The sequence below is a fragment of the Kribbella flavida DSM 17836 genome (assembly GCF_000024345.1).
GTDB lineage: Bacteria > Actinomycetota > Actinomycetes > Propionibacteriales > Kribbellaceae > Kribbella > Kribbella flavida.
The window spans coordinates 2,805,219-2,818,559 of the sequence record NC_013729.1 but is presented as its reverse complement, the minus strand read 5'-3'; the positions used below and the strand labels follow the sequence as shown (position 1 = coordinate 2,818,559).

Sequence of the window (13,341 nt, the reverse complement as noted above, 5' to 3'; positions counted from 1 at the left end):
GCGGCCGACTCCACGAGGAGTCGGCCGCCGGGCCTTTTTCGGCACAGGACAACGCGTCAGCCCAGGCCAAGGGGACGCCCGGCGCCGGTGCGGGCACACAGCTTTCCTGGGCACCGCACCCCTCGGCCGAGGAGCTGACCTGCCTTTGCCGGTACAACACGGCGCCGCCGGGCCTTCAGTACAGCAAGACGCCGCCCGGGCCAGCTCGACCGCGATGCCTACGCCGGCGATGCGTTCGCGATCGCCGCCGAGGACACAGCCGACCGGTCCAGTACGGCAAAACGCCGCCCGGGCCAGCTCAATTCCGATGCCTCCACCGGCGATGCGTTCCCGACTGCCGCCGAGGACGCCGCCGACCGGTCCAGTACGGCAAGAACGCCGGACGCCCCCGGTACAACCAACTTCCCCCGAAAGACCGAAGAACCCCGCGCAACGTCAGGCGACGTGCATCCGCTGGCGCTGGCCCCAACGCGCATGCTCGGCGAAAGCCTCGTCGTACGCCTGGACGGCCATCTGGCAGACCTCCGGCGCCATCGGCGCGCGAGGCGACTCGGTGCTCCACGCAAGCAGCAGCCGCCGGTGGAACGGATCACCCACCAGCCGTCTGGTGGTGACCTCGCTCGACAGCATCCGGTACGACGTGGGCGAGATCAGCGCGACGCCCTGACCACTGGTGACGAACCCCATCACCACCGACGTGTCCACCGAGTGGTGCTCGACCCGGGGTGTGAAGCCGGCCTGCTCGCAGGCCGATCGGAACAGCACGTGGAAGCCGCTGTCGTCCGGCGGTTCGCCGATCCACTCCTCCCCCGCCAGGTCGGCCAGGTCGATCTCGCCGCGGTGCCGGCTGGCCACCGCGAGCGGGTGGTCGGCGGCCATCACCACGTACGCCGACTCGGAGTCGACGATCGTGCGGGCGTTCACCCCGGTCGGCAGCCGCAGCTCGAAGCCGGGGAACTCGCGCAGCAGGGCGAAGTCCAGCCGCCCGCTCTCCAGCTGCTGCAGCAGCACGCTGGTCGCCCACTCCACCTCGATGCTGACCTGCTCGATCTCACCGTGGTCCCGCAGCCGACTCGCGATGCCCGACATCGGCGCGGTCGGGAACCCGCCGAGCCGGACCGCGCTGGACTGGACCGCGGTCATCGCCGACACGGTCGCCGACAGGTGGTCGACGTCGACGAGGATCGCGCGGGCCCGCTCCACGGCGTACCGGCCGAGCGGGGTCGGGGTGACGCCGGTGCGGGAGCGTTCGAACAGCTCGCCACCGAACGCCGACTCGATGCGCTTGAGCTGAGCGGTCAGGCTCGGCTGGCTGACCTTCAGCCAGCGGGCGGCCCGTCCGACGGACCCCGCCTCTGCCACCAGGACCACCACCCGCAGGTGGCGCAGCTCGACGTTCATGCGTTGTGACCGTAGCCGAGGTGCGGCACGGCAGACAGCCAGGTCGCATTGCGGTTTCGTCACAGCCGGGCGAAGTCTGTAACGCTCGCCCGGCTGTGCCGATGAACCAGGTCCGATGAATCAGGACGGCTTGAGCGCCATCGCCTCCCGGTAGCCGAGCTTGCGCCCGGTCTGCAGCAGCGTCCGCTCGTACAGCCGGGCCCCGAGCCGCACGATCAGCACGGTCGCGACCAGCAGCAGCACGATCGCCACCAGCGGCTGCCAGACCGGCACGTCCTCGGTCAGCATCCGGCCCGGCATCGCCATCGACGAAGCGATCGGCACGAACGAGGCGACCGCCTTGGCCGACGGCCCGGCGAAGACCGAGAAGAAGAACGGCAGCATCAGGATCATCTGCCCCGGCAGCGTGGTCGAGCCGAGGTCCTCCTGCCGGGTGGCCAGCGACCCGGCCACCGCCCACAGCCCGGCCAGCGCGAGGAACCCGAGCACGAAGAACACCACGAACCAGCCGGCCACCGGCGCGACGACCTCGAGGATGTCGGCCTGGTCGGTGAGCACCAGCCCGATCAGCGAGGCGGCCGCGATCACCACGATCTGCCCCAGCGCCAGCACCGTGTTGCCGATCACCTTGCCCCACAGCAGGGCGCGGATCGGCACCGCAGCGGCCAGGATCTCGACCACCCGGCTCTCCTTCTCCTGCACCACGCTCTGCGCGATCATCATGCCGAAGCCGAGCGCGGTCATGTAGAACGCCAGCGCCAGACCGATGTTCACGAAGCCGGCCACCACCTCGGGCAGCGGCCCGGGATTCAGCAACTGCTCCTCGACGGTGGTGTTGGCCCGCAGTTGCTCCGGGGTGAGCCCGGCCTTCGCCGCGTTCTGCTCCATTCCGAGGTTCACCACCGCCTCACGCAGGCTGTTCTGCGTGTCGGAGTCGACCTTGTCGTCCCCCAGTACGACGAACCCGGTGTCGGCCGGCAGCAGGGCGGCCTCGGCGTCGCCGTCGGTCACGGCCTTCTCGGCCGCGGCCCGGTCGGCCACCCGGGTCACCTCGAAGGCGCCGCCCCCGTTGATCGCGTCGGCCACCTGGACGACCTTCGCGCCGCTGTCGTCCAGCACCGCGATCTTGTCCGGGTCGTTGTTGCCGGCCAGCAGCGCGGGGATCACCACCGCCGCCAGCACCAGGATCAGCATGAACAGGGTCGAGCCGATGAACGTCTTGTCCCGCAGCTTGGTGCTGATCTCGCGGTGCGCCACCAGCTGCCACGGGTGCCTCAAGGTGGTGCTGCGCTGCTGGGTGCTCATCGAGTCGCCTCCCGGAAGACGTCGCTCAACGCCACGCGCTCGGGCCCGAACTCGAGCACCTGCCCGCGACTCATTGCCTGCTGCAGTACTTGTTGCTCCTGGCCCGCTTCGGTGACGTCGAAGAGCGCGGTCGCGCCCGCCACGTCGCGGACGGTGATGCCGCCGACGTCGCGCAGCCAGCCCGCGTCCCCGTCGGTCACCAGCCGGTACGTCGCACTCGGGCCGGCCGCCAGTTCGGCCACCGGGCCGGCGGCGACGACCTTGCCGCGGGACAGCACGACCAGGTCGTCGCACAGCCGCTCGACCAGTTCGAGCTGGTGGCTGGAGAACAGCACCGGCACCTCCGGCGTCACTTCCTCGCGCAACAGGTCCACCATCGCGTCGACGGCCAGCGGGTCGAGGCCGCTGAACGGCTCGTCCAGCACCAGCGCGATCGGCTCGTGCACGAGCGCGGCGGCGATCTGGACCCGCTGCTGGTTGCCCAGGGACAGCGTCTCCAGCATGTCGCCGGCCCGCTCGGTCAGCCCCAGCCGGTCGAGGATCTTGTCGGTCCGCTCGGCCGCCCGGTTCGGGTCCTGCCCGTGCAACCGGCCGAAGAACACCAGCTGGTCGCGGATCTTCATCTTCGGGTAGAGCCCGCGCTCCTCGGGCATGTAGCCGAAGTCGCGGCGGATCTCGTGGGTCAGCGGCGCGCCGTTCCAGTGCACCTCGCCGGCCGTGGCGGCCAGCACCCCCAGCATGATCCGCATCGTCGTCGTCTTGCCGGCCCCGTTGGCACCGACGAAGCCGGTCATCCGGCCCGGCACGACGTCGAACGTCACGTCGTCGAGCGCAAGGTGATCACCGAACCGCCGGGTCAGCCCAGCCACGCTCAGCATCCCGTTCACCGTTCCTTCTACTGCTCCGGCCCCCTGACCGGGCGCACGCCCGGCCGCTCCCTGTGCGGGAGTGTTGCCAACGCTAGTCAGCCGGACTCGTTCGCACGTCGGTCCGTAGTGTGATCACCGGGGTCATCCGCACGAGGGACGGCGTCCTGCCGCGGGGTCAGCCGGTTCCGGCGAGGGCCTCGAGCTTGTCCGGGTTCATCAGCCACATGATCTGCTCGATGCCGTCGGCCGACGCGTCCACGGAGACGACGGCGGCGAGCACGCCGTCCCGCCGCAGCAGCGCCGCCTGCCGGCCGTTGAGCGTGCGCCATTCCACCTCGATGCCGCCCCAGAAGTGGCCGGCGAAGGCTCGCACGAACTTCGCGACGCGGTCCGCGCCGTGCACCGGGATCCGGGCCGCCCGGACGACACCGCCGCCGTCGGAGTAGCTGGACACGCCCGCCGCGAACAGGTTCTCCAGTGCGGCCAGATCACCCGACCGGGCGGCGCTGATGAAGGCGCTGAGCAGTTGGCGCTGCTCGGGCTCGCTGACCGGCGTACGGCGATCGCTGGTCACCCGCTTGCGGGCGCGGCTGACGAGCTGGCGTACGGCGGGTTCGTGCAGCTGGAGGATCTCCGCGATCTGCGGGTACGGGTAGTCGAACGCCTCCCGCAGCACGTACGCCGCTCGCTCGTTCGGCTTGAGCCGCTCCAGCAGGACCAGTACGGCGAGCTCCAGCGCGTCGCCGCGTTCCGCACCCAGGTACGGGTCGGCACTGGTGTCGACCGGCTCGGGCAACCAGGGCCCGACGTATGTCTCCCGGCGGACCCGGGCGGACTGGATCGCGTTGATCGCCAGCCGGGTCGTCGTGGTCGCCAGGTACGCCGCCGGGTTGGTCACGGCGCTGCGGTCGCAGGTCTGCCAGCGCAGCCACACCTCCTGGACCAGGTCCTCGGCCTCGGCGGCGCTGGACAGCATCCGGTAGGCGATGCCGAACAGCCGCGGCCGGACCTCGGCGAAGACCCGAGCGGCCTGCTCGAGGTCGCTGTCCGGAGGGTGCGGCTCGGCCGACGGGTCCGCGATGCTCGGCATGAGCTCAGCTGGTGGCGTCGTCGCCGGGCACGACCAGGCCGCACTCGTAGGCGAACACGACAGCTTGAACCCGGTCGCGCAGACCGAGCTTGAGCAGGACGCGGGAGACGTGCGTCTTGACGGTGGCCTCCCCGACGAACAGCTGGCCGGCGATCTCGGTGTTGGTCAGGCCGCGCGCGATCAGGCCGAGCACCTCGCGCTCGCGGTCGGTGAGTTCGGCGACCAGATCCGGGCGGTAGACCCGCTCTCCGCCGCCGGCGAACCGCTTGATCACGCGGCGGGTCACCTCGGGGGCGAGCAGCGCGTGGCCGGAGTGCACGACCTGGATCGCCTCGACCAGGTCCTCGGGGGCGGTGTTCTTCAGCAGGAACCCGCTCGCGCCCGCGCCGAGCGACTCGAACAGGTAGTCGTCGCGGTCGAACGTGGTCAGGATCACCACCTTGCCGGCGTCGGCGGCGACGATCCGCTGGGTCGCGGCGATGCCGTCGAGGCCGGGCATCTGGACGTCCATCAGGACGACGTCCGGGCGCAGGTCCAGCGCCAGCTCGACCGCCTTCTCACCGTCGGCGGCCTCGCCGACCACCTCGATGTCCTGCTCGACCGACAGGATCATCCGGAACCCGGCCCGCACCAGGTCCTGGTCGTCGACCAGCAGGACCCGCATCGGGCTGGTCAGGGTGTCACTCACTGCGTTGCTCCTTCGGACTGCTGCACAGGTCGGTCAGTCTCCCCATCCACCGGCTCACCGCCGTCGGCGGGTGGGGCGAGGCGCGGCGCCGCCCCTTCGGCAGGCGCCGGTACGCCGTCCGCCGAAGGCGTGGGAGGCGAGTCGCCACCACCGGCCTCGACCGGGACGGGCGTGGTGAGCGGGATCCGGGCCCGGACGCGGAAGCCGCCCACCGGTCGCGGGCCGATCTCGCTCTCGCCGCCGAGCAGGGCAACGCGCTCGCGGATGCCGACGTGACCCAGCCGGCTGCCGACCGGGGCGTGCTTGGGGCGGCCGTCGTCGATCACCTCGACCTCGACGGCCGTCTCGTCCAGGTACCGCAGTGTGACGTGCGCGGTACGGGCGGTCGAGTGCCGGCGCACGTTCGTCAGCGCCTCCTGCGCGATCCGGTAGACCGACACCGACACCGTCTCCGGCAGCTTCACCGGCCGGCCGATCTGGTGGAACCCGATCTCCAGCCCCTCACCGCCCGCCTCCACCACGAGTGCCGGCAGCCGGTCCGCTCCTGCCTGCGGCGCCTTGTGCGCCGCTACCCCGAGTTCCTCGTCGTCCAGGTCCGGGTCGGCGGCGCGCAGCATGCCCAGCAGCTGGCGCATCTCGTTCACGGCGGTCCGGCTCGAGTTCTCGATCACGCTCAGCGCGTTCTTGGCCGCCGCCGGGTCCGACTCCATCACCCGGCGCGCGCCACCGGCCTGGATGCCGATGCTGCTGATGTGGTGCGCGACCACGTCGTGCAGCTCCCGGGAGATGCGCAGCCGCTCGTCGATGACCGCGCGGCGGGCGTTCGTCTGCTGCTGCCGGGCCAGCTCGGCAGCCTGTGCCTCCAGTTCGTGACGCTGCCGGGCGACACCCCACGCGGTCCGGCCCCAGAAGTACGCGCCGAAGAAGTAGGCCACGTTGACGCCGAAGTTCAGCACGACGTACGACACGTACGGCGACAGCAGTCCGTCGTTCGCGCCCTTGATCGCGTCGTTGCGCAGCGCCTGCACGAACCCGTAGAACAGCCAGCAGAACATCGCGACGAACACCACGACCACGGCCAGCTTCATCCGCCGCCGGTCCTTCGCCCAGGCCGCTGCCGCGTAGATCGCCATGAACTGGGTCGCCTGGGTGACCAGGTTGCCGGCGAAGGCGAACAGGGTCCGCTCCCCCGCGACGACGAACAGCACCGACACCACCAGCAGCACCGTCAGCGGAAACCGCCGCCGGAAACACAGCGGCAGGGTCACCAGCACGCTCAGCACGTACGGCTCGACACCGCCGATGCCCAGGTCGACCGGGGTCGGGTAGCTGCCGCGGGCCAGTTCGGTGCCGATCACCGAGACCATCGCCAGCCCGAGCCCCAGGACGACGTCGTCGCGCCGCTGCTGCGGGGTCGGCCCCGGCCGTTCCCAACCGGCCGCCCGGACGCCGGTGGTCGGGGGCGTGCCCGGCTCGGACACCGTCGTTCCGGAAGCGGCGGGCGCCTCGGCGTCGGGCGCGGCGCCGGAGCGGCGAAGGCTGACCATGGTCCACCACCCTAAGGGCCGCGCGCGCCGCCTGATCGCCTGCACGCAGCGTGCCGGGCGGTCAGCAGGCACTCCCGCGCTTGCCCCTGACCGGCGCCGCGTACTCTGGAGGGCGTGACGATCGCCCCAGAAGGACGGAAGCTGCTCAGGCTCGAGGTGCGCAACGCGGAGACCCCGATCGAGCGCAAACCCGAGTGGATCAAGACGCGCGCGAAGATGGGCCCGGAGTACCAGAAGCTGCAGGCGCTGGTGAAGTCCGAAGAACTGCACACGGTGTGCCAGGAAGCCGGCTGTCCGAACATCTTCGAGTGCTGGGAGGACCGCGAGGCCACCTTCCTCATCGGCGGTGACCAGTGCACCCGGCGCTGCGACTTCTGCCAGATCGACACCGGCAAGCCGCAGGCGCTGGACCGTGACGAGCCGCGCCGGGTGGCCGAGTCGGTCACCAAGATGGGTCTGCGCTACGCGACCGTGACCGGTGTCGCGCGCGACGACCTCGAGGACGGCGGCGCCTGGCTGTACGCCGAGACGATCCGCCAGATCCACGCGCTGAACCCGGGCACCGGCGTCGAGATGCTCGCGCCCGACTTCAACGCGGTGCCCGAGCAGCTGGCCGAGGTGTTCTCCTCGCGGCCCGAGGTGTTCGCGCACAACGTCGAGACGGTGCCCCGGATCTTCCGCCGGATCCGTCCCGGCTTCCGCTACGAGCGCTCGCTGGACGTGATCACCCAGGCCCGCGACTACGGCCTGGTCACCAAGAGCAACCTGATCCTCGGCATGGGCGAGACCCGCGAGGAGGTCAGCCAGGCGCTGGCCGACCTGCACGCCGCCGGCTGCGAGATCATCACCATCACCCAGTACCTGCGTCCCTCGGTGCGGCACCACCCGGTCGAGCGCTGGGTCCGGCCGGAGGAGTTCGTCGAACTGCAGGCCGAGGCCGAGCAGATCGGCTTCGCCGGAGTGATGTCCGGACCGCTCGTCCGTTCGTCCTACCGGGCCGGTCGGCTGTACCGTCAGGCTGTGGAGTCGCGGACGACCGCCGCCCAGGTGGCGGCCGAGCCCGCGACCCAGGACGCCTGACCCGACACGACGGACACGGACAAAGGTAGAGATGGCCAAGAACGACGCCCCCGCCGAGAAGACCAGCCGGCTGAAGCAGATCAGGTCGGCGTACCAGCTGACCAAGAAGTCCGACCCCCGGATCGGGCTGCTGCTCGCCGCGATCTTCCTCGGCGTGGTCGCCGTGTTCGTCGCGCTCGGTTTCCTGGTCGGCCCGCTGCTGATCTGGATCCCGCTCGGCGTCGCGCTCGGCTTCCTGGCCACCACGATCGTGTTCGGCCGCCGGGTGGAGAAGGCGGCGTACAGCCAGATCGAGGGCCAGGCCGGCGCGGCCGCCTCGGCGCTGCAGACGCTGCGCCGCGGCTGGAACGTGACGCCCGCGGTCGCGGTCACCAAGAACGCCGACATCGTGCACCGCGTCGTCGGCCGGCCGGGCATCGTCCTGGTCGGCGAGGGCCAGCCGACCCGGGTGAAGAACCTGCTGGCCGCCGAGGGCAAGAAGCACACCCGGGTGGCCGGCGGCGCGCCGGTGATCCAGCTCGTGGCCGGCAAGGGTGAGGGCGAGATCGACATCCGCAAGCTCACCAAGCACGTGATGAAGCTGCCCCAGGCGCTGCAGCCGTCCGAGATCACCGACCTGCTGCAGAGGCTGAAGGCGCTGGACGCGGTCCGCCCGCAGGTGCCGATGCCGAAGGGCCCGGTGCCGACCAGCCTCAAGGGCGCCCGGCAGGCGATGAAGGGCCGCTGAGCCGGGCGGCTGTCGATCCCGGGGCTTCCCGTTCGTCAGGTTGTCGTCCATCCTGCGGAACGAGGAGGTAACTCATGGCCGTCGACGACGTTTTCCCTATCGTGACGACTGCTGACCTGGACCGGCTGCTGCCGTTCTACACCGACGTGCTCGGTGGTGAGCAGGTGTACCAGTTCCCACCCGAGGGCGCACCGGCGTACGTGAGTGTGCAGTTCGGCAAGGCCTCGCTGGGGCTCGGCCACGACCCGGACTTCCGGGTCACGCCGGGCCGGCCGCCGATCGCGCTCTGGCTCTACACCGACGACCTCGACGGCCTCGTCGACCGGATCCGGGCCGCCGGTGGGCGGATCACCCAGGAACCGGCCGACCAGCCGTGGGGTGAGCGGGAAGCCCGTGCCGAGGACCCCGACGGCAATCACCTGTACCTGGGTCAGCGCACCGGCTGACACCACCGTGCCTTCCTGGTCACACCCGACGGCCGCCTTCCGGCCTTAGGGTGCGACCAGGACGGACGAAACCCGAGGTAGACACAGACATGACGGATCTCTTGCCAGCGGTGCACCAGCCGGTGCCTCAGACGTGGCCCTCCCTGGTCGCGCCCCGCTCCAACCCGGTCCGCCGGGCCGGCGCGCTGGCCGCGATCCGGATGGTCGCCAAGGACCTGCCGGTCTCGATCGTGCTGGACAACCGGCGCTACGGCAACGGCGGTCCGACCATGCTCGTGCACCGCAGCGGACCGTTCCTGGACCGGCTGGGGCAGGACGCGGGCTCCGGGTTCGGCGAGGCCTACCTGGCCGGCGACTGGGACCCCGAGCCGGGCACCGACCTGGCCGACCTGCTGGTGCCGTTCGCCGAGCGGTTCAGCAACGAGGAGACCCGGCACCTGCTGCCGCGGTGGGCGCAGTCGCTGCGCTGGCTGGTGACCAAGTCCCAGCCGGCCGACCAGGAGAACGACCGGGCCGGCGCGCGGGAGAACGTCAGCCGGCACTACGACCTGAGCAACGCGATGTTCTCCGAGTTCCTCGACCCGACCCTGACGTACTCGGCCGCGTACTTCGGCGGCGATCCGCTCGCGGACCTCGGCAGCGCGTCGTACGACGAGCTCACGCCGGCCCAGCTGCGCAAGCTGGACGCGATCCTGGACGCCGCCGGTGTGCGGTCCGGGTCCCGGGTGCTCGACATCGGCTGCGGCTGGGCCAGCCTGGCGATCCGCGCGGCGCAGCGCGGTGCGTGGGTGACCGCAATCACGATCGCGTCCCAGCAGGCGCTGCTCGCCCAGCGCCGGATCGCCGACGCCGGGGTGAGCGACCGGGTCCAGGTCGCGCTGCGCGACTACCGCGACCAGATCGGCGAGTTCGACGCGGTGCTCAGCGTGGAGATGATCGAGGCGGTCGGCGAGAAGTACTGGCCGGTCTACTTCGACGCGATCGAGCGGCGGCTGGCGCCGGACGGCGTCGCGGTGGTGCAGGCGATCGTGATGCCGCACGAGCGCATGCTCGCCACCCGGAACACGTTCACCTGGGTGCAGAAGTACATCTTTCCCGGCGGCCTGATCCCGTCGGTCAAGGTGATCAAGCAGGTCACCAACCAGCACACCGGCCTGCACACACAGGTCCTGCGCAGCCTCGGCCCCGACTACGCCCGGACGCTGCGAATCTGGCGCAACCGGTTCATCGAGCAGTGGCCGAACATCGCCACCCTCGGCTTCGACGACACGTTCTGCCGGATGTGGGAGTTCTACCTCGCGTACTCCGAGGCCGGCTTCCGCGCCGGCTACCTGGACGACGTCCAACTCCTCCTCACCCGCCGCTGACTCCACCCCCAGCCGCCCCCGGCCGAACTCCGACGGGTTGACCACGCACACGAAGGGTTGGCCCGCCAGAATTTGGTAGGCCAACCCTGCCTCTCGCGGGCCAACCCGTGAGAAACGCAGGAGCCGGGCTGATTGGGCGCGCGGCCTCAGCGCGCGTGCAGGTCGATGATCGCGCGGCGGCCGGCGACGTACGGCGCACGCAGGGTGAGACCGGGCGGGTCCTCGGTCCGCGGCGCCGGCTTGGTCCCGCCGCAGCGGGTGCTCAGGCCGCCGTACCCGAAGGTGACCGCGCAGTTCGGGCCGAGCTGCCCGTTCCCGCCGCCGTACCGGCCGGTGAGCGTGAAGGTGGCGAACTTCGGGCCGACCTGGGTCACCACGATCCGGCCGCCGCTGAACCGGATCGTGGTCCTGCCGGTGACCAGGATCTGGCAGTTGCCGTCACGGCACGCGGCGACGTTCGTCCCGTCCTTGGCCTTCGGCGGCGCCACCGGCTTGGGCGTCGTCGGCCGCGGCGTTGGACTCGGCGTCGGCGTTCGCGTGGGGGTGGGTGCGGGCGACGGGGTGGCGCTCGGCGTGATCGCGGGCGACGGCGTCGACGGCGACGGCGACGGGCCCGGTGTACTGGATCCTGCCGGGTCGGCGCCGCAGCTGACCAGCAGCACGGTGGCGGCCAGGGTGGCGGTGATCACCTTCATGCCGACCATGCTGCCGCCGATCGCGGATCTTCGGCGGCGGGTGGCCGGTAGGGGTCAGCGGCGTACGACGATGGTGCTGGCGGCGCGGTCGTGCAGGCCGCGGCGGTCGCGGTCGTACACGACTGCGGGCAGCACCAGGCAGATCAGGAACGCGCGGATCACGCCGGCCAGCAGGCCGACCTGTGCGGTGTAACCCGGGCCCTGGGCGCCGACCCGGAGGACCCGCAGGCCGCAGATCCGGTGACCGACGGTGAAGCCGACGAGCCCGGCCAGGATCGCCGACATCGCGAAGAACGTGACCAACTGGGCCGTGTTGTAGTCGTTGCCACCGGCCCACATCGGCTTGCTGGTGATCGCCGAGGCGATCAGTCCGGCGATCAGCCAGTCGACGACCAGCGCGAGCAGCCGGCGCCCCCAGCCGGTCACCGACCCCGGCCCGTCCTCGGGCAGCCCGAGCCGGCTGCCCGGATAACGGAACTCTTCGGCGGGCCCTGTGCCGGGATGCGCGGAGGATGCCATAGTGACTAGCCTACGGACGGGCCGCAGTTCTCACTGCACTCCCCCGCCCTCGCCAGTGGGTCAGCGCGGACACGCTGGGCGTAACATCCGCGAAACACTGGGGTCACGGCCGAGTAATCGGCAGGGCCTACGTTCAGAACAATCTCTGAGCCACCCCGAGGAGTACGTATGTTTTCCAGCGCTGAGGAGCTGCTCGCCTACGTCAAGGACGAGGGCGTCGAGATCATCGACGTCCGGTTCTGCGACCTGCCGGGCATCATGCAGCACTTCACCGTCCCGGTGTCGTCGTTCGGACCTGAGGTCTTCGAAGAGGGCCTGGCGTTCGACGGTTCGTCGGTGCGCGGGTTCCAGCAGATCCACGAGTCCGACATGATGCTGCTGCCCGACCCGACCACCGCCTTCATCGACACGTTCCGTGGGGCGAAGACGCTGGTCATCAACTTCTTCGTGCACGACCCGCTGACCGGTGAGGCCTACAGCCGCGACCCCCGCAACATCGCCCGCAAGGCCCAGGCGTACCTGGCCTCGACCGGCATCGCGGACACCGCGTTCTTCGCGCCGGAGGCGGAGTTCTACGTCTTCGACGACGTCCGGTTCGAGACCAAGGCCAACACCGGGTACTACGCGATCGACTCGATCGCCGGCGCCTGGAACACCGGCCGGGTCGAGGACGGCGGCAACCGCGGGTACAAGGTCCGCTACAAGGGCGGCTACTTCCCGGTCGCGCCGACCGACCACTTCGGCGAGCTGCGCGACGACATCACGCTGGCGCTGGAGAAGTCCGGCCTGGTCGTCGAGCGCGCCCACCACGAGGTCGGCACCGCCGGTCAGGCGGAGATCAACTTCCGCTTCGACGAGCTGCTGACCAGCGCCGACAACGTGATGAAGTTCAAGTACATCGTCAAGAACACCGCCTGGGCGGCCGGCAAGACCGCGACCTTCATGCCGAAGCCGATCTTCGGCGACAACGGCTCGGGCATGCACTGCCACCAGTCGCTGTGGAGCAACGGCGACCCGCTGTTCTACGACGAGTCCGGCTACGGCGGCCTGTCGGACATGGCCCGCTGGTACATCGGCGGCCTGCTCAAGCACGCCCCGTCGCTGCTGGCCTTCACCAACCCGACGGTGAACTCCTACCACCGGCTGGTCCCCGGCTTCGAGGCCCCGGTCAACCTGGTCTACTCCCAGCGCAACCGCTCGGCCTGCATCCGGATCCCGATCACCGGCTCGAACCCGAAGGCCAAGCGCATCGAGTTCCGCTGCCCCGACCCGTCGGCCAACCCGTACCTGGCCTTCTCGGCCCAGCTGCTGGCCGGCATCGACGGCATCCGCAACAAGATCGAGCCGGCCGACCCGGTCGACAAGGACCTGTACGAGCTCCCGCCGGAGGAGCACAAGCAGCTCAACCAGGTCCCCACCTCGCTGCCGGCCGTGATCGACGCCCTCGAGGCCGACCACGACTTCCTGCTCGAGGGCGACGTCTTCACCTCCGACCTGATCGAGACCTGGATCGACCTCAAGCGCGAGACCGAGATCGCCCCGATCCAGCTCCGCCCCCACCCGCACGAGTTCGAGCTGTACTACGACGTCTGATCCTCCAGCCGTCA

At 70.6% G+C, this 13,341-nt stretch carries 13 protein-coding genes; 5 read left to right on the top strand and 8 right to left on the bottom strand.

Going from position 1 to position 13,341, the window contains the following annotated elements; genetic code table 11:
* Positions 1 to 435: 435 nt before the first annotated feature.
* From KFLA_RS13265 to KFLA_RS13240, 6 genes are all read right to left on the bottom strand, one after another.
* Entirely contained in the window at positions 436 to 1,401 is a 966-nt protein-coding gene (locus KFLA_RS13265; protein WP_012920304.1) for a LysR family transcriptional regulator, read from the bottom strand.
* Between the two features lie 120 nt (positions 1,402 to 1,521).
* Complete coding sequence (locus KFLA_RS13260) at positions 1,522 to 2,706, bottom strand: ABC transporter permease (RefSeq protein WP_012920303.1); 1,185 nt, start codon at positions 2,704 to 2,706, stop codon at positions 1,522 to 1,524.
* Complete coding sequence (locus tag KFLA_RS13255; RefSeq protein ID WP_041289307.1) at positions 2,703 to 3,584, bottom strand: ABC transporter ATP-binding protein; 882 nt, start codon at positions 3,582 to 3,584, stop codon at positions 2,703 to 2,705. The genes KFLA_RS13260 and KFLA_RS13255 overlap by 4 nt, the downstream gene beginning before the upstream one ends.
* A 166-nt stretch (positions 3,585 to 3,750) precedes the next feature.
* Entirely contained in the window at positions 3,751 to 4,665 is a 915-nt protein-coding gene (locus KFLA_RS13250; protein ID WP_012920301.1) for an RNA polymerase sigma-70 factor, read from the bottom strand.
* Between the two features lie 4 nt (positions 4,666 to 4,669).
* On the bottom strand, positions 4,670 to 5,329 hold the full coding sequence (locus tag KFLA_RS13245; RefSeq protein ID WP_049797568.1) for a response regulator: 660 nt from the start codon (positions 5,327 to 5,329) through the stop codon (positions 4,670 to 4,672).
* 20 nt (positions 5,330 to 5,349) lie between these two features.
* Positions 5,350 to 6,900 carry a sensor histidine kinase gene (locus KFLA_RS13240; protein ID WP_012920299.1) on the bottom strand — a complete coding sequence of 517 codons (1,551 nt, stop codon included), beginning with the start codon at positions 6,898 to 6,900 and terminating at the stop codon, positions 5,350 to 5,352.
* A gap of 114 nt (positions 6,901 to 7,014) precedes the next feature.
* Here KFLA_RS13240 and lipA point away from each other — a divergent pair, with 114 nt between their 5' ends.
* The 4 genes from lipA to KFLA_RS13220 all read left to right on the top strand — a co-directional run bounded on the left by lipA (position 7,015) and on the right by KFLA_RS13220 (position 10,520).
* Positions 7,015 to 7,980 (top strand): lipoyl synthase, encoded by a 966-nt coding sequence (gene lipA, locus KFLA_RS13235; protein ID WP_012920298.1) that lies wholly within the window; start codon positions 7,015 to 7,017, stop codon positions 7,978 to 7,980.
* A 31-nt stretch (positions 7,981 to 8,011) separates the two neighbouring features.
* Positions 8,012 to 8,707, top strand: a complete 696-nt coding sequence (locus KFLA_RS13230) for a DUF4191 domain-containing protein (RefSeq protein ID WP_012920297.1) — start codon at positions 8,012 to 8,014, stop codon at positions 8,705 to 8,707.
* 74 nt (positions 8,708 to 8,781) lie between these two features.
* The gene (locus KFLA_RS13225; RefSeq protein WP_012920296.1) at positions 8,782 to 9,153 is read left to right on the top strand and encodes a VOC family protein; all 372 of its coding nucleotides are present in this window, start codon (positions 8,782 to 8,784) and stop codon (positions 9,151 to 9,153) included.
* Positions 9,154 to 9,242: 89 nt separating this feature from the next.
* Positions 9,243 to 10,520, top strand: coding sequence for an SAM-dependent methyltransferase (locus KFLA_RS13220; RefSeq protein WP_012920295.1), 1,278 nt, complete (start codon positions 9,243 to 9,245; stop codon positions 10,518 to 10,520).
* A gap of 146 nt (positions 10,521 to 10,666) precedes the next feature.
* Here KFLA_RS13220 and KFLA_RS37435 read toward each other — a convergent pair whose 3' ends face one another.
* Both KFLA_RS37435 and KFLA_RS13205 read right to left on the bottom strand, forming a co-directional pair.
* Entirely contained in the window at positions 10,667 to 11,215 is a 549-nt protein-coding gene (locus tag KFLA_RS37435; RefSeq protein ID WP_148256627.1) for a hypothetical protein, read from the bottom strand.
* Positions 11,216 to 11,269: 54 nt separating this feature from the next.
* The gene (locus tag KFLA_RS13205; RefSeq protein ID WP_012920293.1) at positions 11,270 to 11,734 is read right to left on the bottom strand and encodes an RDD family protein; all 465 of its coding nucleotides are present in this window, start codon (positions 11,732 to 11,734) and stop codon (positions 11,270 to 11,272) included.
* A 168-nt stretch (positions 11,735 to 11,902) separates the two neighbouring features.
* Here KFLA_RS13205 and glnA point away from each other — a divergent pair, with 168 nt between their 5' ends.
* Positions 11,903 to 13,327, top strand: a complete 1,425-nt coding sequence (glnA, locus tag KFLA_RS13200; protein WP_012920292.1) for a type I glutamate--ammonia ligase — start codon at positions 11,903 to 11,905, stop codon at positions 13,325 to 13,327.
* The last annotated feature ends 14 nt before the right edge of the window (positions 13,328 to 13,341 follow it).

Excerpts from the sequence above, each read along its gene's own strand:
- KFLA_RS37435 (WP_148256627.1), bottom strand. The coding sequence starts at position 11,215 with ATGAAGGTGATCACCGCCACCCTGGCCGCCACCGTGCTGCTGGTCAGC.
- KFLA_RS13220 (WP_012920295.1), top strand. The coding sequence starts at position 9,243 with ATGACGGATCTCTTGCCAGCGGTGCACCAGCCGGTGCCTCAGACGTGG.
- KFLA_RS13240 (WP_012920299.1), bottom strand. The coding sequence starts at position 6,900 with ATGGTCAGCCTTCGCCGCTCCGGCGCCGCGCCCGACGCCGAGGCGCCC.
- KFLA_RS13205 (WP_012920293.1), bottom strand. The coding sequence starts at position 11,734 with ATGGCATCCTCCGCGCATCCCGGCACAGGGCCCGCCGAAGAGTTCCGT.
- KFLA_RS13230 (WP_012920297.1), top strand. The coding sequence starts at position 8,012 with ATGGCCAAGAACGACGCCCCCGCCGAGAAGACCAGCCGGCTGAAGCAG.
- KFLA_RS13265 (WP_012920304.1), bottom strand. The coding sequence starts at position 1,401 with ATGAACGTCGAGCTGCGCCACCTGCGGGTGGTGGTCCTGGTGGCAGAG.
- KFLA_RS13245 (WP_049797568.1), bottom strand. The coding sequence starts at position 5,329 with ATGCGGGTCCTGCTGGTCGACGACCAGGACCTGGTGCGGGCCGGGTTC.
- KFLA_RS13260 (WP_012920303.1), bottom strand. The coding sequence starts at position 2,706 with ATGAGCACCCAGCAGCGCAGCACCACCTTGAGGCACCCGTGGCAGCTG.
- KFLA_RS13250 (WP_012920301.1), bottom strand. The coding sequence starts at position 4,665 with ATGCCGAGCATCGCGGACCCGTCGGCCGAGCCGCACCCTCCGGACAGC.
- KFLA_RS13225 (WP_012920296.1), top strand. The coding sequence starts at position 8,782 with ATGGCCGTCGACGACGTTTTCCCTATCGTGACGACTGCTGACCTGGAC.
- KFLA_RS13255 (WP_041289307.1), bottom strand. The coding sequence starts at position 3,584 with ATGCTGAGCGTGGCTGGGCTGACCCGGCGGTTCGGTGATCACCTTGCG.
- glnA (WP_012920292.1), top strand. The coding sequence starts at position 11,903 with ATGTTTTCCAGCGCTGAGGAGCTGCTCGCCTACGTCAAGGACGAGGGC.